The sequence below is a fragment of the Streptomyces sp. NPDC026522 genome (assembly GCF_055567555.1).
The window spans coordinates 266,597-291,000 of the sequence record NZ_JBVHQF010000004.1; the positions used below are offsets into that span (position 1 = coordinate 266,597).

The window sequence follows — 24,404 nt, forward strand, 5'->3', positions numbered from 1 at the left end:
CCTGAGGACGTGACTCAGGGGGGGTCTTCTGTGCGCGGGATCCGCGGGAGCTGCGCCTATTCGAAGACGGGGCCCCGGGTACGGGTGCGCTTGATCTCGTAGAAGCCCGGGGTGGACGCGACGAGCAGCGTCCCGTCCCACAGCCGGGCGGCGGCCTCGCCGCGCGGGGCCGGGGTCACGACCGGCCCGAAGAAGGCCACCTCGGCGCCGTCGGCACCGGGTACGGAGATCACCGGGGTGCCGACCTCCTGGCCGACGCGCTCGATGCCGTTGTTGTGCGAGGCGCGCAGCACCTCGTCGTACTCGTCGGAGTCGGCGTAGGCGAGCAGCTCGGCCGGGAGCCCGACCTCCGCCAGCGCCTCCGCGATGACCTCGCGGGTCGCGCCCTTGTCCTCGTTGTGGATGCGGGTGCCGAGAGCCGTGTAGAGCTTGCCCGTGACCTCGTCACCGTGCTTCTGCTGGGCCGCTATGACCACCCGCACCGGCGCCCAGCCCTTGGGGCCGAGGATCTCGCGGTAGCGCTCGGGCAGCTCTTCGAGCTTGTTCTCGTTGAGGACGGCAAGGCTCATCACGTGCCAGCGCACCTCGACGTCGCGCACCTTCTCGACTTCGAGCATCCAGCGCGAGGTCATCCACGCCCAGGGGCAGAGCGGGTCGAACCAGAAATCGACCGGGGTCTTCCCGCGCACCTGCGTGTCGGCCATGTCTCTCCTCAAGTCATACACCCGTATCCGGTCAGCCTGCCCCCAGCCCAACCAGCACCGGGCCGCTCACATTCCCCCCGTGCGAGGATTCGACGCAAGACCGCGATCACGCACGAAGGAGTGCACGTGCCCGGAGAGAATCTGTCCCGTGACGAGGCCCGCGAACGGGCCGAGCTGCTGTCCGTCGACGGTTACGAGGTGTCCCTCGACCTGAGGTCGGCGGTGGACGAGGCCGAACCGGCCGAGGGGCCGCGCACCTTCCGCTCGGTGACGACGATCCGCTTCCGGGCCGCGGCTCCGGCCACCGCCACGTTCGCCGACCTGATCGCCCCCTCGGTGAACGCGATCACCCTGAACGGGCGCGCCCTGGACCCGGCCGCCGTCTTCGACGGCTCGCGGATCGCGCTGGAGGGCCTCGCCACCGAGAACGTGCTGGTGGTCGACGCGAACTGCGCCTACAGCCGCACCGGCGAGGGCATGCACCGCTTCGTGGACCCGGAGGACGGCGAGGTCTACCTCTACACCCAGTACGAGCCGGCCGACGCCCGGCGGGTGTACGCGAACTTCGAGCAGCCGGACCTGAAGGCGCCCTACCGCTTCGAGGTCACCGCGCCCGAGGGCTGGCAGGTGTGGAGCAACGGGGTCGAGGAGTCCCGGGAGGGGCAGACCCGGCGCTTCGCCGAGACCGCCCCGATCTCGACGTACATCACCTGTGTGGTGGCGGGCCCCTACCACTACGTCACCGACACCTACACGCGCGGGGACCTGACGATCCCGCTGGGCGCGATGTGCCGCAAGGGCCTGGCGAAGCACTTCGACGCCGACGACGTCTTCCTCGTCACCAAGCAGGGCTTCGACCTGTTCCACGAGCTGTTCGACTACCCGTACCCGTTCGGCAAGTACGACCAGGCCTTCGTGCCGGAGTACAACCTGGGCGCGATGGAGAACCCGGGCATGGTGACGTTCCGGGAGGAGTACATCTTCCGCGGAAAGGTCACGCAGGCCTCGTACGAGCGGCGCGCGAACGTCATCCTGCACGAGATGGCGCACATGTGGTTCGGCGACCTGGTCACCATGAAGTGGTGGGACGACCTGTGGCTGAAGGAGTCCTTCGCCGACTTCATGGGCTCGTTCGCGCTGGTCGAGGCGACCCGGTTCGACCAGGCGTGGGTGACGTTCGCCAACAACCGCAAGGCGTGGGCCTACCGGGCCGACCAGCTGCCCTCCACGCACCCGATCACGGCCGACATCCGTGACCTGGAGGCCGCGAAGCTGAACTTCGACGGGATCACCTACGCCAAGGGCGCGGCGGTGCTCAAGCAGCTCGTCGCGTACGTCGGCCGGGAGGCGTTCCTGGAGGGCGCGCGGCGCTACTTCAAGGCCAACGCGTACGGGAACACCACCCTGGACGACCTGCTGTCGGTGCTCGGGGAGGTCTCCGGCCGGGACATGGCCGCGTGGTCGCGGGCCTGGCTCCAGACGGCCGGGGTGAACGCGCTGACGCCGGTGACGGCCTACGACGCGGCCGGCCGGATCACCGAACTCGCGGTGGTGCAGGAGGGCGACCCGTTGCGCCCGCACCGGGTCGCGGTGGGCCTGTACCGGCTGGAGGACGGCGCGCTCGTGCGGTACGCGCGGACCGAGGCGGACGTCGCCGGGGCGCGTACGGCCGTGCCGGAGCTGGCCGGGCAGGAGCGGCCCGACCTGATCCTGGTCAACGACGACGACCTCACCTACTGCAAGATCCGCTTCGACGAGGGTTCGCTGGCGACGCTGCGCACGCACCTGGGCGGCGTACGGGACCCGCTCGCCCGGGCGCTGTGCTGGTCGGCGCTGTGGAACCTGACCCGCGACGGCCTGATGCCGGCCCGCGACTTCGTCTCGCTGGTCCTGGCCCACGCGGGCCGGGAGAGCGACCTCGGCGTGCTCCAGATGCTGCACGCCCAGGCGCTGACGGCCGTCACCCACTACGCGGCGCCCGACTGGCGCGAGCAGGGCGGCCGGGCGCTGTCGGCGGTCGCGCTCCAGGAACTGCGGTTCGCGGAGCCGGGGTCCGAGCACCAGCTGGTCTGGGCCCGGTTCTTCGCGGCGGGCGCGACCACGGAGGGCGACTTCCAGCTGCTGCTGGGGCTGCTCGACGGTTCGGCGCGCATCGACGGGCTGGAGGTCGACCAGGAGCTGCGCTGGGACTTCCTGCTGCCGCTGGCCGCGCACGGGGCGGTGGACGAGGGCGCCCTGTCGGCGGAACTGGCGCGCGACGACACGGCGTCGGGGCGCCGCCACCACGTGCGGTGCCTGGCGGCCCGGCCGTCGGCGGCGGTCAAGGACCAGGCGTGGGCGGCGGTGGTGGAGTCGGACGCGCTGTCGAACGCACTGGTCGAGGCCACGATCGCGGGGATGCAGCAGTCTTCGCAGCGGGCCCTGCTGGCGTCCCACACCCCGCGCTACTTCGAGGCGATCGAGCGGGTGTGGGCACAGCGGTCGATCCAGATCGGGATGGACGTGGTGAAGGGCCTGTACCCCGCCCTGCAGGACTCGCAGGCCACGCTGGACGCGACGGACGCCTGGCTGGGCGCGCACGAGTCGGCCCCGCCCGCGCTGCGGCGGCTGGTGATCGAGTCCCGCGACGACCTGGCCCGCGCGCTGCGTGCGCAGGCCTGTGACGCGGGCGCCGGCACCGCCGGATAGCGCGGACGCGCTTCCCGTCCGGACCGGGGCGTCCGGCTCCGGACGGGAAGCGAACGGCGGTATCGGCTTTCGAACGGCCGTACTTTAGTGCGGTCTTGTCCCGATTTGTCGACGGGCATGTAACAGGGGTTAGCAGGCCCCCGCCGCGCGGGAATCTCCGCGGCATGAACCACAACACGCCCCTCCCCCTCACCCACCTCACCGGCAGCCGCCCCCGCGTGCTGACCCTCGCGCAGCTGCGCGAGCACGGCGTCAGCGCCTCCGACGCCGCGGGCCGGCCGTGGCAGCAGATCCTGCCCGGGGTGTTCCTGCTCCACTCCGGCGCCGCGACCAGCGAGGAGCGGCTGCACGCCGCCCTGCTGTACGCCGGGCGGCGCACCGCCGACGAGGCGATGATCACCGGGCTCGCCGCCCTCGCCCTGTACCGGTTCAGCGCGGCCCCCGCGCTCACGGCGCTCTCGCACATCGACGTACTCGTCTCGAACACCCGTCGGCTCCGCTCCACCGGGGGCGTCCGGATCATCCGCGCGCACACCCCGCCCCGGCCGGTGGAGGTGACCGGCCTGCCCGTGGCCCCGGTGGCCCGGGCCGTCGCCGACGCCGTCGCCCGTCTCTCCGACGCCGTTGCCGTACGCCGCCTGCTGAGCGAGGCGGTCCGCGCGGGGCACTGCGAACCGGCCGCGCTCGTCCGGGAGCTGACGATGGCCCGGCTGCTGAACCGGCCGCACGTGGTCGACGCGGTCGAGGCCCTCCTCGCCGAGGGCCGGGCCATCGCCGAGGACCGGCTCTACCAGCTCGTACGCGGCTACGAGCTCCCGGAGCCGGTCTGGAACGTGGACCTGCGGCTGCCCGGCGGCCCCCACGTCGGCGGGGTCGACGCGTACTGGCCCGACCACGCCGTCGCGGTCGAGATCGACACCCGGGCGCCCCGCCAGGGCGAGGACGAGCAGTGGTCGGAGGCCGTCCGCAAGCGCGACGCCCTGGAGCGGCTCGGGGTGACCGTCATCCACATCACCCCGCGCAAGCTCCGCGACTGGCCCGAGCAGCAGGCCGCGGTCGTCCGGACCGCCCTGACGGCCTCCGGCGACCGGGAACCCGCGGCCTACCTGGTCGTACTGCCCCGGTGAGCCGGGAGCGCCGGATTGGCCGGGGAGTACTCCGGGGCGCTCCACCGCAGCCGCCCCGGATGCAGGCTCTGCACCGCCGACTCCACCACGAAGCGCACCCGCCGCTCGCCGCCGGCCCCGAACTCGGTCCGGGCCCGCCCGCTGAGCTGGAGCACCGCCCCGCTCTCCCAGTCGGGGAACAGCAGTCCGGCCCGGGGGTCGGCGACCAGGTTCCCCAGGGTCATGAACATCGCGTTGCCCGGGTAGTCCGGCCAGGACAGTTCGGTCGGCGAGTGCACCTCCACGAAGCCGGGCAGGCCGCCCCGGTGGCTGGCGTCGGTCCCGTCGCGCCCGGCGGTGGTGGCGATGAAGAAGGTGTCGGCGGCCCGGACGGCCCGCGCCTGGCCCGGGGCGAGCACGCCCGTGCGGCTGACGACACCGCGGCCCGCCTGCTCGCGCAGCAGCGGCTGCCGCTTCTGGAGGTACTTCGGACAGTTGGCGAAGACCTGCTCGGCCGCCACCGCGAACCCGCCCGGCGTGGCCTCCAGGGTCCCGTTGAGGCGCATCCGGCGCCGGGTGCGCGGGTCGAGCGAGAGGGTGCCGACCGCGGTACCGGTGGTCGCGAGGGCTCCGGCGAGGGGATCGCCTTCCGGCAGGCCGCCTTCGACCTCGATCCGCCGCGGGCCGGTGGCCCGTACGAAGCCGGGGGCGCCGGTGAGCAGGGAGGCCCACAACCGGCCCCCGCCGTCGGCCGCGCCGACGACGAGGTGCGGCTGCTGGGCGAGGAAGGCGGCGGCGACGTCGCGGATGTCGGCGCCGATCGAGCGGCCGACGTGCTCGGCGAGGTCTCGGACACCGACTTGCTCCTGTACGGCCAGGGAGCCCCAGTGGTACCCGGGCATTAGAAGAATCCGCAGGTCGGGGCCCCGGGGGTGGGTACGGGAGCACCCTCGGCGCCGTTGGGGACGGAGATCTCCAGGCGGGTCCCGTCCGGGTCGTGGAAGAAGATGCCGCCCGATGCCGCGCCCTCGCGGTGGGCCACCACGCCGTCGTGGGCGAAGTCGACGCCGAGGTGGCGCAGCCGGGTCTCGTACTCCCGCACCTCCTCGATGGTGCCGGCGGACAGGGCCAGGTGGTGCAGGCCGGCGGAGGCGGGCTCGTAGCCGGTCGCGGCCTGCTGCCAGAGCGTGAGGACGAGGGCGCCGTCCTGGCCGAGGAAGGCGAAGCGGCGGCCGTCCTCCTTGCCCTCGCCGAGGAGTTCGAAGCCGAGGGCGTCCCGGTAGAACGCGAGCGAGCGGTCGAGATCGGTGACGTTCAGGCCCACGTGGCCGGTGCGCAGCGTGCTGATGACAGCCGTCACGGCTGCCCCCTTCCGGAGTTGTCCAGCGAGGTTTCTAACCTTCTTAATTAAAATTAGAGGTTAGAGGTGGCGGCGTCAACCGGTCACGTACGCTTGACGGGTTAGCGAAGGCGCGGGAGACGGGCCGCGGACCGGGCGAGGAGGCCTTTCATGACGGCGCAGAGTCCGGCGGATCCGCGCCCGCTGACCGGCGAGCCGGTCTCCCTCAACCTGCTGAACACGCGCTGGATGGCGGACGGCGAGGTCGCGGACCTCTTCGGCGGGGCCTTCGGGCTGACCCGCCTCGAAGGGCTCGCCGTCTGGCTGGAGAGCAGCGGGCTGGCCGGCCGCTTCCGCGCCGACGCCCCGACCCTGGTGCACCTGCTGACCGCCCGCGAGTCGCTGGCCCGCGCGGTGGCGGACCCCGCCGACGAGGGCGCGCGCGCACTCGTCGACGCCGTGCTGGAGCACGGCCGGATCCGGGCCACGCTGACCGCCGAAGGACCGGGCGAGCGGGCCGAATTCGCCGATCCCGCCTGGGGGCCGGCCTGGACGGCGGCCCGCGACTACCTGGAACTGCTGGCCTCCGCACCCGACCGGATCCGCAAGTGCGCTTCCGAGACCTGCGTACTGCACTTCCACGACACCTCGCGCAACGGCACCCGGCGCTGGTGCTCGATGGCCGTCTGCGGAAACCGGGCGAAGGCCTCGCGACATTACGCGCGCACGCGCGAGCGCTGAACGGGCGAAAGTTGTCACACCTGCGGCAGGTCCGGGCGCCCGCGCAGGCCTGACACGCCGTCGAAATATCGACAAAGCCACTCGCCGACCTCTGCGAGTCGCACCGCTATGCCCGAGTGCGTCCCCACTGGCACATGCTCCGCAGTGGCGGGAGTCCGCCATGTCAGGTATCGGTCAATGACATGTCTCCCCAAACAGCGGTCACTTGCGCAAGGCTGACCGGTCATCCGGCACCGAAATCCGGACCGTATCTTTCACTTAGCCAGGGATGCTGATGACCCTCGAATCCCCCAGCTCCATATCCGGGGCAATACCGGCCTCCAGGCGCGTCGCCCGCGTCGCGGCGGCCGCAGGCCTGGTGGCCGCGCTCTGCGCGACCGGGGCGATGCCCGTCTTCGCCGCGACGGGAACCACCGACCCCGGCGCCCCGGCGGCGGTCAAGTCCGCGGACCAGAAGCTCGGTTCGTCCGACGCGGAACTGCTCCAGGACGCCAAGGCCAAGGGTGACGCGACCGTCACCGTCATGGTGGCCACCGCGCCCGGCCAGACCAAGCAGGTCGCCGATCAGCTGGGCGCCGTACAGGGCGCTTCGGTGGGCCAGACGAACGACAAGCTCGGCTACGTGCGCGCCACGATCCCCACCGGCAAGGCCGAGGCCGCGCTGAAGGAAGCCGGCAAGCTGTCCTCGGTCCACGCCATGGACCTCAAGCACGAGATCCAGCTGCCGGACCCGCGGCCGGACTCGGGCAAGGACGCGGGCGCGAGCCAGAAGACCGCGGCCGAGACCTACCCGGGGCCGGGCAAGGACACCCCGGCGAAGAACCCGTACAACCCGTCCTTCGAGACGGGCGCCGTCGACTTCGTCGCCAAGAACCCCCAGGCCGACGGCCGCGGCGTGACCATCGGCATCCTGGACTCCGGCGTCGACCTCGGTCACCCCGCGCTCCAGAAGACCACCACCGGCGAGCGCAAGATCGTCGACTGGGTCACCGCGACCGACCCGATCACGGACAACGACGCCACCTGGCGCGCCCAGATCACCCCGGTCACGGCCACGGGCGGCACCTTCACCGCGGGCGGCCAGAGCTGGAAGGCCCCGGAGGGCTCCTTCCAGTTCAGCCGCTTCAGCGAGTCGATCACCGCCACCGGTGACGAGAAGGGCGACGTCAACCGCGACGGGGACACGACCGACAAGTTCGGCATGCTCTACGACCCGGTCGCCGGCACCGTCCGCGTCGACACCGACCAGGACGGCGACTTCACGAACAACGAGCCGATGAAGCCGTACAAGGACGGCTACCAGATCGGCTACTTCGGCACGGACAACCCGGCGACCGACGTCGTCGAGCGCGTCCCGTTCGTGATCCAGATCCGCAAGGACGTCCCGATGGACCCGCTGGGTGGTGACTGGGTCGGCAAGAAGGCCGACTTCGTCAACATCGGCATCATCGAGTCCGAGCACGGCACGCACGTCGCGGGCATCACCGCCGCCAACAGCCTCTTCGGCGGCAAGATGAACGGCGAGGCGCCCGGGGCCAAGATCGTCTCCTCGCGCGCCTGCTCCTGGTCCGGCGGCTGCACCAACGTCGCGCTGACCGAGGGCATGATCGACCTGGTCGCGAACCGCGGCGTGGACATCGTCAACATGTCCATCGGCGGTCTGCCGGCGCTCAACGACGGCAACAACGCGCGCGCCGAGCTCTACAAGAACCTGATCGACACCTACGGCGTCCAGCTGGTCATCTCGGCCGGCAACGAGGGCCCCGGCGTCAACACGATCGGCGACCCCGGCCTCGCGGACAAGGTCATCTCCGTGGGCGCGGCGGTCTCCAAGGAGACCTGGGCGGCCAACTACGGCTCCGGCGTCACCAAGAAGTACGACATGTTCCCCTTCTCCTCGCGCGGTCCGCGTGAGGACGGCGGGTTCACGCCGACCATCAGCGCCCCCGGCGCGGCCATCAACACCACGCAGACCTGGCTGCCCGGCTCCCCGGTGAAGGAGGCCGGCTACAGCCTCCCGGCCGGTTACTCCATGCTGCAGGGCACCTCGATGTCCTCGCCGCAGGCGACGGGCGCCAGCGCCCTGCTCCTCTCGGCGGCCAAGCAGCAGCACGTCGCCGTGACCCCGGCGAGCCTGCGCGTGGCGCTCACCAGCACCGCGAAGAAGATCGCCGACGTCCCGGCGCACGCCCAGGGCTCCGGTCTGATCAACGTCCTCGGCGCGTGGGAGTCCCTCCAGCGCGGCGCGAAGGCCAACGAGTTCACCGTCAAGGCGCCGGTCGACACCGCGATCGACCAGTTCCTGAAGACGCCGGGCTTCGGCACCGGCCTGTACGACCGCGAGGGCGGCCTCAAGGTCGGCCAGAAGAAGGTCTACGACGTCGTCGTCACCCGCACCACCGGCGTCAAGTACGGCACCCGCCACAACCTGACCTGGCGCAACAACGACGGCACCTTCAAGGTCGTCGGCGGCTACGACTACGTCACCCTGCCGCTGAACAAGCCCGTCACCATCAAGGTCGAGGCCAACCCCAAGTCGGCCGGCGTGCACAGCGGGATCCTCCAGCTGGACGACGAGACCACCGAGGGCATCGACAAGCAGATCCTCACCACGGTCATCGCCTCGACCCCGCTGAGCAACCCCTCGTTCGCGCTGTCGCAGACCTCCTCGGTGCAGCGCAACAGCACCAAGTCGTACTTCGTCACGGTCCCGCAGGGCGCCAAGACCCTTGAGGTCGCCCTCGGCGGTCTCGCGGCGGGCAGCCAGACGCGCTTCATCTCGATCCACCCGTACGGTGTGGGCGTCGAGGACAGCGCGACGACCCAGTGCTACCCGAACTACGACAACCCGGCGAACCAGTGCCGCCCCGACCTGCGCTCCTACGCCGACCCGACCCCGGGCGTCTGGGAGATCGAGGTCGAGTCGCGCCGTACGTCGCCGCTGCTCGACAACCCGTTCAAGCTGGACGTCTCGGTCCTCGGCGCTTCCTTCGACCCCGCGGTCAAGGTGCTCCCCGAGGTCAAGCAGGGCACCCCGGCGCCCGTCCAGTGGAGCATCAAGAACGACGCCGCGGCCATCGCCGGCGGCAAGCTCAAGGGCGGCCCGCTCGGCTCCGCGAAGGTCGCCAAGCCGACCATCGCCGCCGGTGAGACCCAGACCACCGAGGTCACGGTCGGCGAGGGCGTCTCGCGCCTCGACGTCGCGATCGGCAAGGTCTCCGACGCCGCCGCCGACCTCGACCTGGAGGTCTACAAGGACGGCGTCAAGGTCGGCTCCTCCGCCGACGGCGACTCCGAGGAGGCCGTGACCCTGCTCAACCCGGCCGCCGGCACCTACAGCATCAAGGTGATCGGCTACGCCGTCCCGTCCGGCAGCACCACGTACGACTACCGCGACGTGTACTTCTCGGCCGCCCTGGGCTCCGTCCAGGTCGACGAGGCCGCCGCGGTGAACCTCGCCACCGGCGCGAGCGCGCAGGTCTCGGCGAACGTCCTGGTCAGCAGTGCCGCCCCCGAGGGCCGGCAGTTCTTCGGCCAGGTCCAGCTGCTGAACGGCCGCGGCACCGCCGCGGGCACCGGCAGCGTGCAGATCGAGAAGGTCCTGCCGTAGTCCGGCCGCAGTAGGGATCCCGGAGGGGCGGTGCTCGACCGAGCACCGCCCCTCTGGGCTTCCCGCCTCCCGAGCGGACGTCCCCGCCCCGCCCCTGACCAGGCAGGACGTACTTCCGCACGGGCCCCGGCCGGCCCGTCGCACCAAGGTCACCGGGGTGCGCGCCGGGGACACCGTCCGTTCCTCGGACAATGGATTGGACAAGGCTCGTGGGGTCGAACGCATGATGGCCTTACGCGCGCACGCGTCGAACGCACACATGAGGGAGTCACCGTGAGGGTCGGAATCGTCGGAGCCACCGGACAGGTCGGCGGAGTCATGCGCGGCATCCTCGCCGAGCGGAAGTTCCCGGTGGACGAGCTGCGGCTGTTCGCCTCGGCCCGGTCGGCCGGCTCGACCCTGGAGTGGGAAGGCCGCGAGATCACCATCGAGGACGCCTCCACGGCCGACTACTCCGGCCTGGACATCGTGCTCTTCTCCGCCGGTGGCGCCACCTCCAAGGCGCTCGCCGAGAAGGTGGCCTCCCAGGGCGCCGTCGTGATCGACAACTCCTCGGCCTGGCGTCGCGACCCGGAGGTCCCGCTGGTCGTCTCCGAGGTGAACCCGCACGCGGTCAAGAACCGCCCCAAGGGCATCATCGCCAACCCGAACTGCACCACCATGGCGGCGATGCCGGTGCTGCGCCCGCTGCACGACGAGGCCGGCCTGACCGCGCTGATCGCCACCACCTACCAGGCCGTGTCGGGCTCGGGCCTGGCCGGCGTCGCCGAGCTCGACGGCCAGGTCAAGGCCGTGGCCGGCGAGGCCACCGCGCTCGTCCACGACGGCGCGGCCGTCGAGTTCCCCGAGCCGGGCGTCTACAAGCGGCCCATCGCGTTCAACGTGCTGCCGCTCGCCGGCTCCATCGTGGACGACGGCTCCTTCGAGACCGACGAGGAGCAGAAGCTCCGCAACGAGTCCCGCAAGATCCTGGAGATCCCGGAGCTCAAGGTCTCCGGCACCTGCGTGCGCGTACCGGTCTTCTCGGGCCACTCGCTCCAGGTCAACGTCCGCTTCGAGCGTCCGCTGAGCGTGGAGCGCGCCTACGAGCTCCTCAAGGACGCCCCGGGCGTCGAGCTCTCCGAGATCCCGACCCCGCTCCAGGCGGCCGGCACGGACGCCTCGTACGTCGGCCGCATCCGCGCCGACGAGACGGCGGACAACGGCCTGGCGCTGTTCCTCTCGAACGACAACCTGCGCAAGGGCGCCGCGCTGAACGCGGTCCAGATCGCCGAGCTGGTCGCCGAGGAGCTCCGGCAGGGCTGATCCCGCGCGCGTTCCCACGGAGGGCGGCACCGCTCGGGTGCCGCCCTCCGGCGTGCCCGGAGGGCGGCCGCGCGCCGCCCCTGTTCGCCCGTGGATTACTCCGGCCCGGTGGTGCGGGGCGCGTGGAAGGATGGGGCGGCAACGTCACCATCAAAGGAGATGACCGCGTGCCAGGCACGAATCTCACCCGTGAAGAGGCTCAGCAGCGGGCGAAGCTGCTCACCGTCGACTCGTACGAGATCGAACTCGATCTCAGCGGTGCGCAGGAGGGCGGCACCTACCGGTCCGTGACCACCGTGCGCTTCCGGTCGGCCGAGGCGGGCGCCGCGACCTTCATCGACCTCGTCGCGCCGGCCGTGCACGAGGTCGTGCTGAACGGCGAGGCCCTCGACGCGGCCGCCGTCTTCCGGGATTCCCGGATCGCGCTGGAGCACCTGGCGGCGGGCGACAACGAGCTCCGCGTCGTCGCGGACTGCGCCTACACCAACACCGGTGAGGGCCTGCACCGGTTCGTCGACCCGGTCGACCAGCAGGCGTACCTGTACACCCAGTTCGAGGTGCCGGACGCGCGGCGGGTCTTCGCCAGCTTCGAGCAGCCCGATCTGAAGGCCACGTTCCGGTTCACCGTGACGGCGCCCGAGGGCTGGACGGTCATCTCGAACTCGCCGCGGGAGACGCCGGAAGGGGCCGAGCCCGCGGACGTCAAGGACAACGTCTGGCGCTTCGAGCCGACCCCGCGGATCTCGACGTACATCACCGCGCTGATCGCCGGCCCGTACCACGCGGTGCACAGCTCCTACGAGGGCAAGGACGGACAGTTCGTGCCGCTCGGCATCTACTGCCGGCCCTCGCTCGCCGAGTTCCTCGACGCGGACGCGATCTTCGACGTGACCCGGCAGGGCTTCGACTGGTTCCAGGAGAAGTTCGCGTACGACTACCCCTTCGCCAAGTACGACCAGCTCTTCGTGCCGGAGTTCAACGCGGGGGCGATGGAGAACGCGGGGGCGGTCACCATCCGCGACCAGTACGTCTTCCGCTCGAAGGTGACGGACGCGGCGTACGAGGTGCGTGCGGAGACGATCCTGCACGAGCTGGCGCACATGTGGTTCGGCGACCTGGTCACCATGGAGTGGTGGAACGACCTGTGGCTGAACGAGTCGTTCGCCACCTACACCTCGATCGCCTGCCAGGCCTACGCCGAGGGCTCGAAGTGGCCGCAGGCGTGGACCACCTTCGCCAACTCCATGAAGACCTGGGCGTACCGGCAGGACCAGCTGCCGTCCACGCATCCGATCATGGCGGACATCCGCGACCTGGACGACGTCCTGGTCAACTTCGACGGGATCACGTACGCCAAGGGCGCCTCGGTGCTCAAGCAGCTCGTCGCCTACGTCGGCATGGACGCCTTCTTCAAGGGCGTACAGGCGTACTTCAAGGCGCACGCCTTCGGCAACACGCGCCTGTCCGACCTGCTGGGCGCCCTGGAGCAGACCTCGGGCCGCGATCTGACCACCTGGTCGAAGGCGTGGCTGGAGACGGCCGGCATCAACGTCCTGCGTCCGGAGATCGAGACGGACGCACAGGGCGTGATCACCGCCTTCGCCGTCCGCCAGGAGGCCCCGGCCCTGCCGGCGGGCGCCAAGGGCGAGCCGGTGCTGCGCCCGCACCGCATCGCGATCGGCCTGTACGACCTGCGCGACGGTCTGCTGACCCGTACGGACCGGATCGAGCTGGACATCGACGGCGGTCTGACGGAGGTGGCCGAGCTGGTGGGCCGCGCCCGGCCCGCGGTGGTGCTGCTGAACGACGACGACCTGTCGTACGCCAAGGTCCGCCTGGACGAGGTGTCGCTGGCGAACGTCACCGCGCACCTGGGCGACTTCACCGAGTCGCTGCCGCGCGCGCTGTGCTGGGCCTCCGCCTGGGACATGACCCGTGACGGCGAGCTGGCCACCCGCGACTACCTGGCCCTCGTCCTGTCGGGCATCGGCAAGGAGTCGGACATCGGCGTCGTGCAGTCGCTGCACCGCCAGGTCAAGCTGGCCGTCGACCTGTACGCCGACCCGGCCTGGCGCGAGCAGGGCCTGGCCATCTGGACCGGTGCCACGCTGGAGCACCTGCGGGCGGCGGCGCCGGGCAGCGACCACCAGCTGGCGTGGGCCCGCGCCTTCGCGGCGACGGCCCGCACCGAGGAGCAGCTGACGTACCTGTCGGCGCTGCTGGACGGCTCGGCGGAGATCGAGGGCCTGGTCGTGGACACCGAGCTGCGGTGGGCGTTCCTGGAGCGCCTGGTGGCGACGGGCGTGGCCGGCGAGGCGGCGATCGCGGCCGAGCTGGAGCGGGACGCCACGGCGGCGGGCGAGCGGCACGCGGCCACCGCCCGGGCGGCGCGCCCGACGGCGGAGGCCAAGGCGGAGGCCTGGGCGTCGGTCGTGGACTCCGGTGACCTGCCGAACGCGGTGCAGGAGGCGGTGATCGGCGGCTTCGTCCAGATGGATCAGCGCGAGCTGCTCGCGCCGTACGCGGAGAAGTACTTCGCGGCGGTCAAGGAGGTCTGGGACAGCCGGAGCCACGAGATCGCCCAGCAGATCGCGGTCGGGCTCTACCCGTCCCTCCAGGTGTCGCGGGAAACGCTGGACGCGACGGACGCCTGGCTGGCCTCGGCCGAGCCGAACGCGGGCCTGCGCCGGCTGGTCTCGGAGGCGCGCTCCGGTGTGGAGCGGGCCCTCAAGGCCCAGGCGGCGGACGCGGCCGCCGCGTCCTGAGTCCCGGGTGCCCCGGCCCGCCCCGGCGGCCGGGGCACCCGGCTGTCCGGACCCGGATCAGCTGGCGGGCGCGCCGCGCGCGGCGGCCGCGTCCCGGAGCGCCTCCAGCACCGGGGCCAGCGCGGGGGCCGACTCGGCGCCGCTGCGGGTGGCGGCGATGACGTGCCGGGCGGGGCGGTCCTGGGCCAGTACGCGGACCGCCGTGCCGCAGGCGCGTTCGCTCACCATGCGGGGTACGAGGGCCACCCCCATGCCCGCTTCGACCATGGCCAGGATCGCGCTCCAGCCGGACGCCGAGTGCGCCTGCTCGGGGACGAACCCGGCCGCCTCGCAGGCGGAGCGGGTGATCTCCGACCAGGGCCCGCTGCCTCCGTAGATCCACCGGTCCCCCGACAGGTCGGCCAGCCGCAGCACCGGGGCGGCGGCGAGCGGGTGGTCGGGCGGCAGCGCCACGTCCAGCGGGTCCTCCAGCAGGGTGACCCGGGTGAAGCGGGGGTCGCGGGCGGTCGGCGCGTGGGCCGCGAGGGACAGCGCGAGGTCGACGGCCCCGGCGGAGAGCAGCTCGTAGGACTCGGCGGCCTCGGTCTCGCACACCCGCACCTCCACCCCGGGCCGGGTCCGGCGCAGCGCGGCGACGGCCGGCACCACCAGGGCGGGCACGGCGGTGGAGAAGGCGCCGATCCGTACCTCGCCCACCTCCCCGGACAGGTACCCGGCGAGCTCGGCGTCGGCGCGCTCCAGCTGGGCGAAGACGGCCTCGGCGTGCCGCAGGACCAGGTGGGCGGCGTCCGTGAGCCGCACCCGGCGCCCCTGGGCCTCCAGCAGCGGCACCCCCAGCTGCCGGCCCAGGTTGGTCAGCTGCTGCGAGACGGCCGAAGGCGTCATGTGCAGCGCCCCGGCCGTCGCGGTCACGGTTCCCCGGTCGGCCAGGGTCCGCAGGATCCGCAGCTTCTTGATGTCCCACTCGGTCATGGGCCCGAACCTACCGGCGGGCACTCCCCAGCCCCACGCCCAGCAGGATCAGCGCCATGCACAGCAGCTGCGCCGGGCCGGTCCGCTCGTCCAGCAGCAGCAGCCCGAGGCCGGCGACGCAGACCGGCTGGAGGTAGTAGACGACGCCGGCCCGGGCGGCGCCGATCAGGGAGACGGCCTTGTTCCAGGCGAAGAAGGCGACGGCGGAGGACATCACGCCGACGTAGAGCAGCATGCCGCCGGTGCCGGGGGTGAGCCGGAAGCCGCCCTGGACGGTGACGGACACCGCGTAGGCGGGCGCCAGCATCAGCGCGCCGAGCACGAAGGTGGTGAGCAGGAAGGCCAGGCCGCCCAGTTCGGCGGGCTTGCGCTTGAGCAGTGCGCTGTACGTGGCGAAGGAGAGGGCGGCGCCGAACATCCACAGGTCGCCGGCGGTGAAGTCGAAGCCGAGCGAGCCGTCCCCGACCAGGAGCAGGACCCCGAAGGCGGCGAGCAGCATCCCGAGGACGCGGCGGGCGCCGAGCCGTTCGCCGCCGAGGCGGGCGTAGAGCGCCATGACGACCGGTGAGGCCGCCATGATCATGCCCATGTTGGAGGCGGAGGTGGTCAGGCCCGCCTGGTGCACGAGGGTGTTGTAGAGGGTGACGCCGAAGAGGGTGGCGAGCGCGATGTAGCGCAGGTTGCGCCGGACCAGGGTCCGCTGCTGCCAGGCCTGGCGGGCGGCGAGTGGGGCGACTGCCAGGGCCGCGATGACCCAGCGCCAGAACACGGCCTGGACGGGCGGTACCGTCTCGGCCATTCCCCGGGTGGCGACGAAGCTGCCGGACCAGACGACCGTCGCGACCAGCGCCAGGAGGACGCCGAGGCCGGCGGCTCCCTTCTTCCCCGGGATCTTCCCCGGGCCGGCCGGCGGGCGGGCGCCGGCGGGCTGTTCGGCGGGTGAAGCGGTCGGTGCGCGGTCCAGGACGGCCACTGGGAGTCTCCCCTTCGGGATTCGGTCGACGGTTCGTGTGGCTACGGTCGCACCGGCTCAGCCGTCAGGTCCATCGAAATGTTCCGATCGGTCTTTTCAGTAGAAGTGAACGGTTCGGAGGGGCGGGCGGCTCGGGCGGCGAACAGCTGGCCCGCGACGGTGGCGCCGAAGGCGATCGCCATGCCGACGAGCTGGACCGGGGAGAGCGCCTGGCCGAGGACCGCCCAGCCGATGACGGCGGCGGTGAGCGGGGAGAGCGGGCCGAGCAGGGTCACGGAGGTGGCCGAGAGCTTGCCGATGCCGCGGAACCAGAGCCAGTACGCGGTGCCGGTGTTGATGAGCATCATGTAGCCGTAGCCGAGGAAGGCCTTGCCGTCGAGTGCGGGCGGGGCGCCTTCGAGGAGGGCCGCGATCGGGATGATGATCAGCCCGCCGGCGGTGAGCTGCCAGCCGGTCATGGCCAGCGGTCCGACGCCGTCCGGGCGGCCCCAGCGCTTGGTCATCACCGTGCCCGCGGCCATGGAGGCGGAGGAGACCACACCGGCGATGATCCCGAGGAGGTCGAGTTTGGCGGCGGCGGTCAGCACCACCATGCTGACGCCCAGCGCGCCGGTGACGGCGGCGAGTACCGTGCGCAGGCTCGCCCGCTCGCCCAGGACCAGGGCGGCGAGGCCGACGACGAACAGCGGGCCGGCGCTGCCGAGGACGGCCGCGACGCCGCCGGGCAGCCGGTAGGCGGCGAGGAAGAGGAGCGGGAAGAAGGCGCCGATGTTGAGCGCCCCCAGGACGGCGGACTTCCACCACCACTCGCCCTTGGGGAGCCGCCGGGACAGGACGGTGAGCAGCAGCCCCGCGGGCAGCGCCCGCATCACGCCGGTGAACAGCGGCCGGTCGGGTGGCAGCAGTTCGGTGGCGACGGCGTAGGTGGAGCCCCAGGAGATGGGGGCCAGTGCGGTCAGGGCGACGGTGGCGAGGCGGTTCACGGCGACTCCTCGGGAGGGGAACGGCGACGAGGGGCGGCGGGTCGGCTGCCCAATCCCTCGTTTAGGTTGCTTGTAAGTAGCTTAGCGCTAAGCTACTTTTCGTCAAGCGACTTTTGGTGATCCAACAAGAGGAGGCCGGATACTGTGCTCATGACCGAGGCCAGCAAGGACGCCGTCGACGCGATCACCGACCAGTGGCACGCGGTGCGACCGGATCTGAACACCGTCCCGATGGCCGTGTTCGGCCGTATCAACCGGATCGCGCGGGCCGTCAGCGACGAGATGGAACGGACCTACAACCGCTACGGGGTCTCCCTCGGCGAGTTCGACGTGGTCGCGACGCTCCGCCGGTCCGGAGCCCCCTACACGCTCTCGCCGCGCCAGCTCTCGGCCACGCTGATGCTCACCAGCGGCGGCATGACGGGGCGGCTGGACAAGCTGGAGAAGGCCGGGCTGCTCTGCCGCAACCCCGACCCGAACGACCGGCGCGGGCTCCAGGTGACGATCACCGAGCGCGGGCTCAAGCTCATCGACGAGGCCGTCGCCGCGGGCCTGGAGGTGCAGCGTGCCGCGCTGTCCGGGCTGGACGGCGAAGAGGTCGAGGCGCTCAGCGGGCTGCTCCGCAAGCTCATGGCCGGCGTGGGCTGAGCCTCCCCGCCGGCGCCGGGGCACGACGAGGCGCCGAAGGCCGCGCACCCACGGCTACATGCCGTCGTACGGACCTCCGGCGCCCCGGAAGTTCTATGGGACCGCCCGTCAAGGGGCGGCCGGATCAGGCGGTCGGACGCTGCTTGCGCGACTTGTCGCCGACGACCACCAGACCGGCGATGATCAGGAACAGCGCGATCGGCAGGCCCACGAACAGACCGAGGGTCTCGCCGACGCTCAGGCCCGGACCCGGGTCATCGCCGTCGTCGCGGATCGCCGCGAGGGCGGGAGACGTCATCAGCAGCATCATCAGCGTCGTTCCGGCCGTGACGGCGCCGGCGCGCAGAGCGTTCTTCTTGTCCACGGTGCAAACGTAGCGAACACCTAAAGGGGGCGCGCGCCCGGGGGTGCCGTACGGGTGCGCGCGCCCTCCCGCACGGCGCTCAACAGCGCGTTCGCGCGGGGTGCGGACATCAGCGCCTCCAGCGTCACCGGCCGGCCCGCCGCGTCGGCGACCGGGAGGCGCCAGTTGGGGTACTGGTCCCAGGTGCCCGGCAGGTTCTGCGGCCGCCGGTCCCCCACCGCGTCGGGCAGCCACACCCCGACCAGCCGGGCGGGCGTGCGGAGCAGGAAGGCGTACAGGCCCCGGACGGCGGCCTCCTCGCCCTTGGCCTCCAGGCCCAGCCGGTCCAGCACGGCCAGCCACTCGGCGGTGTCGGCGGCGTCCTCGGCCCGCTCCGTGTCCACCGGCCGGGTCAGCAGGCCGAGCCGGTCGCGCAGTTCGACGTGGCTCCCGGCCAGCTTGGCGGCGGTGGGCGGCAGGTCGTGGGTGGTGACGGTGGCCAGGCAGTCCGCCCGCCAGTCCGCCGGCTCCAGCGGCTGCCCGTCGCCCTGCCAGTCCCGCTCGAACCACAGCACGGACGTGCCGAGCACCCCGCGCCGGGCGAGCGCCCGGCGCACCCCGGGCTCGACCGTGCCGAGGTCCTCGCCGATGACCAGGGCTCCGGCCCGGTGGGCCTCCAGGACCAGCACGGCCAGCATCGCCTCCCCGTCGTACGAGACGTACGTACCCTCGGCGGGCGGGGTGTCCCGCGGGATCCACCAGAGCCGGAACAGGCCCATGACGTGGTCGATGCGCAGCGCGCCCGCGTACCGGAACACCCCGCGCAGCAGGGCCCGGAAGGGGGCGTAGCCGCAGGCGGCGAGCGCGTCCGGGCGCCAGGGCGGCAGCCCCCAGTCCTGGCCGCGCGCGTTGAAGGCGTCCGGCGGGGCGCCGACGGTGACCGCCTCGGCGTGCGTGTCCGGCGCGGCCCAGACGTCCGCGCCCTGCGGGTGCACACCGACGGCCAGGTCGTGCACCAGGCCGACGGTCATGCCGGCGTCCCGGGCGGCGCGCTGGGCGGCGGTCAGCTGAGCGTCGGTCAGCCAGGCGAGCCAGCAGTGGAACTCCGCGGACCGGGCCGTCTCGGGTGCGTCCTCGACGCCCTCGGGCCAGCCCGCGCGGTCGCTGCCGTACCGCTCGGAGAGCGCGAACCAGGTGGCGTGCCGGGCCAGCGCGGAGCCGCCGGCCGTACGGAAGGCGCGGAACGCTTCGTCCCGGGCGGGCGTGCGCGGAACCGCGTACAGCAGTTCCAGGGCGGCGCGCTTGAGCGCCCACACCGCGTCCCGGTCGATGAGGGCGCCCTTCTCCAGCACCGCGCGGCGCAGCTCCCCGGCCCGGGCGGCCAGTCCGGCCAGCGCCTCGCGGTCGGGGCAGGCGGCGTACTCCGGGACGTCCTCGACGCGCAGGTAGACCGGGTCCGGGAAGCGGCGCGAGGACGGCCGGTAGGGGGACGGGTCGGTCGGGCTGCCGGGAACGGCCGCGTGCAGCGGGTTGACCTGGAGGAACCCGGCGCCGTGGGTGCGGGCCGCCCAGTCGGCCAGCGCCGCCAGGTCGCCGAGGTCGCCCATGCCCCAGGAGCGTTCGGAGAGCAGGGAGTAGAGCTGGACGAGCAGGCCGTGGGTGCGGCCGGGCGCGGCCGGGGCCCGGTCCGGGGCCAGGATCAGGGTGACGGTGGCGGTGCGGCCGTCCGGGGCGTCGGCCGTCAGGCGGTGTACCCCCAGCGGCAGTCCGGGCCCCCAGGGCAGCTCGCCGCCCTCCTCCAGGGCGACGCGGACCGCGGTGCCGGGCGGCAGCGCGGCCAGGGCGTCCGGGGTCGCTCCGGCCCAGCTGACGAGGACCGGCGGCAGCAGCCGCTGCGCCGCGGCCCGCTCCGCCGCCGCCAACTCGCCGCGTACGGACTCCGGGTCCGCGGCCGCCACCCCCAGTCGGCCGAGCACGGCGGCGACGGTGGTCTCCGGGACCCGCAGGGTGACGTCCTCGGAGGGCTGGTAGGCGGTGGCGACGCCGTGCAGCGCCGCGAGCCGGTCGAGGTCGTCCATATGAGTCCCTGTCTGATCGCTGGATGGGGGTCAGTCGCCCGCGCGGGCGGGCACGGTGGGCTCGCTCGTCAGCGCGGCCTCGTAGCTGAGCGGGGGTTCGCTGGTCAGCGGTGCGTACGCGGTGCAGGCGAGCGGGGGTTCGCTGGTGAGGGGGGTGCAGGACACGTCCGCCGGACCGCTCTGGGCGCGGAGGTGGCGGAGCGGGGCGCGGGTGGTCGAGGGGTGGCCGGTGGAGGTGCGGACGGGTCGGGCTTTCATGGAAGCACTCCTTCGCGCGGGTTCGTGGGACCGATGTAGCACGCCCGGCGAACACCGCAGCACTACCCCGTCGAACGCCCGGCATTCCTGGCGTATCCGTCCAAGATCACCCGCGCACGTTGACACCTCTGCCGCCCGGGTGGTGGGCTCGGCGGATTCGTACGGGCGGGGGACGACTCGGGACGGGGAGGCTCCGTGCAGCTCAGGAGCAGAAGGCTGACCACGGCGGCGGCGGTGGCCGTGCTCGGGTCGCTGCTCGGCGGCTCCGTCGTCACCGGCCCGCCGGGGTCCTCCGGCGGGCCCGCGCAGCCCGCCGCGGCCGGCCCGCCGGCGCGCCCGCGGCAGTCCGTTGCCGGACCGGTCCTGGATCCCCGCTCCGACGCTCCCCGAGCCGCCGCCGAGGGGCCGCCCGTGTGGCCGCGGCCGCAGGCGATGACCGCAGATACGGCGCGCGAGGTGCCGCTGGGGGCGCAGGCCGTACTGGTCGCGCCGGCGGACGCGGACCCGTACGCCGTCGCGGTGGTACGGGCCGGGCTGCGCGAGGCGGGCGTCACCACCCTGCACGAGCGCGCGCCGGGCGCGGAACTGCCCGCGGGCGGCCCGGTCGTCCGGCTCCAGGGTCCCGACGCGCTGGCCGCGCTGCGGGCGCTGGGCGCGGCCGACGCCGGTGACCTGCCGGCCGGGGGCTACCGGCTCGCGGTGGGCCGGACCGGCGGCCGGGACACCGTCGCGCTGGCCGGCGTGGGCGACGACGGGCTGTTCCACGCGGCGCAGACCCTGCGCCGGCTGCTGGCGCCGGGCATTGCGAAGGTGCCCGGGGTGCTGGTGCGGGACTGGCCGTCCGCGCCGGTGCGCGGGATCACCGAGGGCTTCTACGGGGCGCCCTGGACGCTGGAACAGCGCCTGGCGCAGCTGGACTTCATGGCCCGCACCAAGCAGAACCGGCTGCTGCTGGCGCCGGGCGACGACCCGTACCGCACCACGGCCTGGCGCCAGGACTATCCGGCCGGGCAGCGCGCGGAGTTCCGGACGCTGGCCGAGCGGGCCCGCGCCGACAAGGTGGTGCTGGGCTGGGCGGTGGCGCCCGGGCAGGCGATGTGCCTGTCGTCGGCGGCCGACCGGGCTGCGCTCGCCCGCAAGGTCGACGCGATGTGGGACCTGGGGTTCAGGGCTTTCCAGCTCCAGTTCCCGGACGTCAGCTACACCGAGTGGGGCTGCGACGCCGACCGCGACCGGTACGGGAAGGGCCCGGAGGCGGCCGCGAAGGCCCACGCGGAGGTCGCGGACGACCTGGCCGCCCACCTCGCGGCCCGCTACCCGGGTGCGCCGGCGCTGTCGCTGCTGCCGACCGAGTACCACCAGCAGGGCGCCACCGCCTACCGGACCGCGTTGGCCGGGGCGCTGGACGGGCGGGTCGAGGTCGCGTGGACGGGCGTCGGCGTGGTGCCGCGCACCATCACCGGCGGGGAACTGGCCGGGGCCCGCTCGGCCCTGGGGCACCCGCTGGTCACGATGGACAACTACCCGGTGAACGACTGGGATCCGGGCCGGATCTTCCTCGGCCCCTACGCGGGTCGCGACCCGGCGGTGGCGGGCGGCTCGGCGGGACTGCTGCTGAACGCGATGCCCGAGGCCGCCCTGTCCCGGATCCCGGTGTTCACGGCCGCGGACTACGCGTGGAACCCGCGGGGTTACCGGGAGGGCGCGTCCTGGGCGGCGGCGGTGCGCGAGCTGGCGGGGCCCGACCCGCGGGCCCGGGCGGCGCTGGGCGCCCTCGCGGGGAACACCGCGTCGTCGGGGCTCAGGGTGGAGGAGTCCTCGTACCTGAAACCGCTGGTCGAGGAGTTCTGGCGGGCCCGCGCCGGCGGGGACCCGGCGGCCGGAGCGCGGCTGCGCTCGGCGTTCTCGGAACTGCGGGAGGCGCCGGGGCGGCTGCCGGGACTGTCGGCGGAGGCCGGCCCCTGGCTGGAGCGGCTCTCGCGGTACGGGGCCGCCGGGGAACTCGCGGTGGACGTGCTCACCGCCCAGGCCCGGGGCGACGGCGCGGCCGCCTGGCAGGCCTCGCGGGCGCTGACCGAGGTCCGGCAGGAGCTCGCGGGGGCCGCCGGGGCCCGGGTGGACACGGCCGTGCTGGAGCCGTTCCTGACGAGGGCGGCGGCGGAGTCCGACAGTTGGACGGGCGCGTCCCGGCCGGCCGGGACCGTGGAGCGGGAACCCGGTTCCTGGACCGTCCGGCTGGCGGCGCCCCGGCCCGTGGCAGCGGTCACGGTGATGACGGATCCGCTGCCCGAAGGGGTACGGGGCGCGGTCGAGGCGCACGTTCCGGGCGAGGGCTGGCGCAAGCTCGCCGACGCCGCCGCCTCCGGCTGGACCCAGGCCGACACGAGCGGCGTACGGGCCGACGCGGTCCGGCTGTCCTGGCAGGGCGCCGCCCCGGCGGTGCGGCAGGTCGTGCCGTGGTTCGCGGACGAGCCGGAGGCCCGCTTCGAACTGCCCGACGGGGCGCGCACGGACGTGGAGATCGGCGGCGCCCCGCGGCAGGTGTCGGCGGAGCTGTCCGCGCAGCGCCCCCGGGAGGTGCGCGGGCCGCTGTCGGCGGCGCCCCCACCGGGGGTGCGGGTGCGGCTGCCGGCCGAGGCGAAGGCGCCCCGGGGCACGCGGGTCGCCGTCCCGGTCGAGGTCACCGTCCCGGCGGGGACCCCGGCCGGGGAGTACCCGGTCCCGGTCACCTTCGCCGGGCAGACACGGGTGCTCACCGTGCGGGCGGTGCCGCGCACCGGCGGCCCGGACCTGCTGCGGGGCGCGCGGGCCACCTCCTCGGGGAACGAGACCCCGGCGTTCCCCGCCTCGGCGGCGGTCGACGGCTCGGACACCACGCGGTGGTCGTCCCCGGCGGTGGACGGCGCGTGGTGGCAGGCCGAACTGGCGGCCCCGGCGCGGGTGGGCCTGTTGACCCTGCACTGGCAGGACGCCTACCCCTCGGCGTACCGGGTGGAGACCTCCGCGGACGGCGTGTCGTGGCGCCGGGCGGCGTCCGTGACCTCGCGGGGCGGCGTGGACGCGGTCCGGCTGGACGCGCCGGACACGCGTTTCCTCCGCGTCACCTGCGAGACCCGCGCGACCCGGTTCGGCTGCAGCCTCTGGTCGGCGTCGGCCAATGCCGTCACGCCGTAGTTCTCCCGGCCCCTATGACGCCGCCACCCCGATCCGGTCCAGCGCCGCCTCCGCCCCGTACGGCTCCAGGTACGGCATCCAGCGGGGGTCGCGGTGGCCCGTCCCGATGATGCGCCAGGCCAGGCCCGACGGCGGGGCGGGCTGGTGGCGCAGTCGCCAGCCGAGTTCCAGCAGGTGCCGGTCGGCCTTGACGTGGTTGCAGCGGCGGCACGCGGCGACCACGTTGTCCCAGGCGTGCTGGCCGCCCCGGCTGCGCGGGACGACGTGGTCGACGCTCGTCGCGACGGCCCCGCAGTACATGCAGCGGCCGCCGTCACGGGCGAACAGCGCGCGCCGGGTGAGTGGAACGGGCCCCCGGTAGGGGACCCGCACGAAGCGCTTGAGCCTGACCACGCTGGGCGCGGGGACGGCTCTCGTCGCGCTGTGCAGAAAGGCGCCGGATTCCTCCAGGGAGACCGCTTTGTTCTCCAGGACGAGGACGAGCGCGCGGCGGAGCGGTACGACGCCGAGGGGCTCGTACGACGCGTTGAGGACCAGGACGTGCGGCACGGACTGCCTCCTTGTACGCCGGCGGCGCGTGGCTCGCGCCGGGACGATCTGCTCTCCAGTCTCCCCTTACGGCTGGTCGAAGCGCCACCACGCGCTCGTAACGGGTCGGAAGTGTTTTCCACCACACCCGCCGCCGTCCGCGCGTGAGCCGGGTCTCTCCCCCGGACA

The 24,404-nt window shown here is 73.2% G+C and carries 18 protein-coding genes; 8 read left to right on the plus strand and 10 right to left on the minus strand.

The features are described 5' to 3' along the window. Nucleotides 1-56: 56 nt before the first annotated feature. Complete coding sequence (locus tag ACZ4M3_RS12660) at nucleotides 57-704, minus strand: mycothiol-dependent nitroreductase Rv2466c family protein (RefSeq protein WP_467731752.1); 648 nt, start codon at nucleotides 702-704, stop codon at nucleotides 57-59. Between the two features lie 126 nt (nucleotides 705-830). Between ACZ4M3_RS12660 and pepN (ACZ4M3_RS12665) the strand changes: the two genes are divergently transcribed. Together pepN (ACZ4M3_RS12665) and ACZ4M3_RS12670 are read left to right on the plus strand one after the other, a co-directional pair. Next, nucleotides 831-3,392 carry an aminopeptidase N gene (pepN, locus tag ACZ4M3_RS12665; RefSeq protein ID WP_467731754.1) on the plus strand — a complete coding sequence of 854 codons (2,562 nt, stop codon included), beginning with the start codon at nucleotides 831-833 and terminating at the stop codon, nucleotides 3,390-3,392. Nucleotides 3,393-3,556: 164 nt separating this feature from the next. Then, complete coding sequence (locus ACZ4M3_RS12670; RefSeq protein WP_467731756.1) at nucleotides 3,557-4,519, plus strand: hypothetical protein; 963 nt, start codon at nucleotides 3,557-3,559, stop codon at nucleotides 4,517-4,519. On the opposite strand, the gene ACZ4M3_RS12675 is transcribed toward ACZ4M3_RS12670, so the two are convergent. Continuing rightward, a complete protein-coding gene (locus ACZ4M3_RS12675) occupies nucleotides 4,495-5,400 on the minus strand; it encodes a pyridoxamine 5'-phosphate oxidase family protein (protein WP_467731758.1) in 906 nt (301 codons plus the stop codon). The genes ACZ4M3_RS12670 and ACZ4M3_RS12675 overlap by 25 nt on opposite strands. Continuing rightward, nucleotides 5,400-5,858 (minus strand): VOC family protein, encoded by a 459-nt coding sequence (locus ACZ4M3_RS12680; RefSeq protein WP_467731760.1) that lies wholly within the window; start codon nucleotides 5,856-5,858, stop codon nucleotides 5,400-5,402. The genes ACZ4M3_RS12675 and ACZ4M3_RS12680 overlap by 1 nt, the downstream gene beginning before the upstream one ends. Nucleotides 5,859-6,008: 150 nt before the next feature. Between ACZ4M3_RS12680 and ACZ4M3_RS12685 the strand changes: the two genes are divergently transcribed. From ACZ4M3_RS12685 to pepN (ACZ4M3_RS12700), 4 genes are all read left to right on the plus strand, one after another. Next, on the plus strand, nucleotides 6,009-6,578 hold the full coding sequence (locus tag ACZ4M3_RS12685; protein ID WP_467731762.1) for a CGNR zinc finger domain-containing protein: 570 nt from the start codon (nucleotides 6,009-6,011) through the stop codon (nucleotides 6,576-6,578). A 274-nt stretch (nucleotides 6,579-6,852) separates the two neighbouring features. After that, nucleotides 6,853-10,188, plus strand: a complete 3,336-nt coding sequence (locus tag ACZ4M3_RS12690) for a S8 family serine peptidase (protein ID WP_467731764.1) — start codon at nucleotides 6,853-6,855, stop codon at nucleotides 10,186-10,188. A 273-nt stretch (nucleotides 10,189-10,461) separates the two neighbouring features. Further along, nucleotides 10,462-11,493: an aspartate-semialdehyde dehydrogenase gene (locus ACZ4M3_RS12695; RefSeq protein ID WP_467731766.1), complete on the plus strand. Its 1,032-nt coding sequence runs from the start codon at nucleotides 10,462-10,464 to the stop codon at nucleotides 11,491-11,493. A 167-nt stretch (nucleotides 11,494-11,660) separates the two neighbouring features. Continuing rightward, a complete protein-coding gene (gene pepN, locus ACZ4M3_RS12700) occupies nucleotides 11,661-14,258 on the plus strand; it encodes an aminopeptidase N (RefSeq protein WP_467731768.1) in 2,598 nt (865 codons plus the stop codon). A gap of 57 nt (nucleotides 14,259-14,315) precedes the next feature. Here pepN (ACZ4M3_RS12700) and ACZ4M3_RS12705 read toward each other — a convergent pair whose 3' ends face one another. From ACZ4M3_RS12705 to ACZ4M3_RS12715, 3 genes are read right to left on the minus strand one after another with little or no spacing between them, the layout of a single operon-like run. Continuing rightward, on the minus strand, nucleotides 14,316-15,230 hold the full coding sequence (locus ACZ4M3_RS12705) for a LysR family transcriptional regulator (RefSeq protein ID WP_467731770.1): 915 nt from the start codon (nucleotides 15,228-15,230) through the stop codon (nucleotides 14,316-14,318). A gap of 10 nt (nucleotides 15,231-15,240) precedes the next feature. Next, the gene (locus tag ACZ4M3_RS12710; RefSeq protein ID WP_467731772.1) at nucleotides 15,241-16,203 is read right to left on the minus strand and encodes a DMT family transporter; all 963 of its coding nucleotides are present in this window, start codon (nucleotides 16,201-16,203) and stop codon (nucleotides 15,241-15,243) included. Between the two features lie 41 nt (nucleotides 16,204-16,244). Then, nucleotides 16,245-17,186: an EamA family transporter gene (locus ACZ4M3_RS12715; RefSeq protein ID WP_467731774.1), complete on the minus strand. Its 942-nt coding sequence runs from the start codon at nucleotides 17,184-17,186 to the stop codon at nucleotides 16,245-16,247. 150 nt (nucleotides 17,187-17,336) lie between these two features. Between ACZ4M3_RS12715 and ACZ4M3_RS12720 the strand changes: the two genes are divergently transcribed. Continuing rightward, the gene (locus ACZ4M3_RS12720) at nucleotides 17,337-17,834 is read left to right on the plus strand and encodes a MarR family winged helix-turn-helix transcriptional regulator (protein ID WP_467731776.1); all 498 of its coding nucleotides are present in this window, start codon (nucleotides 17,337-17,339) and stop codon (nucleotides 17,832-17,834) included. A gap of 124 nt (nucleotides 17,835-17,958) precedes the next feature. Here the strand turns inward: ACZ4M3_RS12720 and ACZ4M3_RS12725 are convergent, their stop codons facing one another. The 3 genes from ACZ4M3_RS12725 to ACZ4M3_RS12735 are packed head-to-tail and all read right to left on the minus strand — an operon-like array spanning nucleotide 17,959 to nucleotide 20,513. Continuing rightward, the gene (locus ACZ4M3_RS12725; RefSeq protein ID WP_467731778.1) at nucleotides 17,959-18,198 is read right to left on the minus strand and encodes a hypothetical protein; all 240 of its coding nucleotides are present in this window, start codon (nucleotides 18,196-18,198) and stop codon (nucleotides 17,959-17,961) included. A gap of 20 nt (nucleotides 18,199-18,218) precedes the next feature. Continuing rightward, nucleotides 18,219-20,255: a 4-alpha-glucanotransferase gene (gene malQ, locus ACZ4M3_RS12730; RefSeq protein ID WP_467731780.1), complete on the minus strand. Its 2,037-nt coding sequence runs from the start codon at nucleotides 20,253-20,255 to the stop codon at nucleotides 18,219-18,221. Between the two features lie 30 nt (nucleotides 20,256-20,285). Beyond that, nucleotides 20,286-20,513, minus strand: a complete 228-nt coding sequence (locus tag ACZ4M3_RS12735; RefSeq protein WP_467731782.1) for a hypothetical protein — start codon at nucleotides 20,511-20,513, stop codon at nucleotides 20,286-20,288. Nucleotides 20,514-20,708: 195 nt separating this feature from the next. Here ACZ4M3_RS12735 and ACZ4M3_RS12740 point away from each other — a divergent pair, with 195 nt between their 5' ends. Next, on the plus strand, nucleotides 20,709-23,687 hold the full coding sequence (locus tag ACZ4M3_RS12740; RefSeq protein ID WP_467731784.1) for a beta-N-acetylglucosaminidase domain-containing protein: 2,979 nt from the start codon (nucleotides 20,709-20,711) through the stop codon (nucleotides 23,685-23,687). Nucleotides 23,688-23,699: 12 nt separating this feature from the next. Here ACZ4M3_RS12740 and ACZ4M3_RS12745 read toward each other — a convergent pair whose 3' ends face one another. Next, nucleotides 23,700-24,236, minus strand: a complete 537-nt coding sequence (locus ACZ4M3_RS12745) for an HNH endonuclease (RefSeq protein ID WP_136216423.1) — start codon at nucleotides 24,234-24,236, stop codon at nucleotides 23,700-23,702. Between the last annotated feature and the right edge of the window lie 168 nt (nucleotides 24,237-24,404).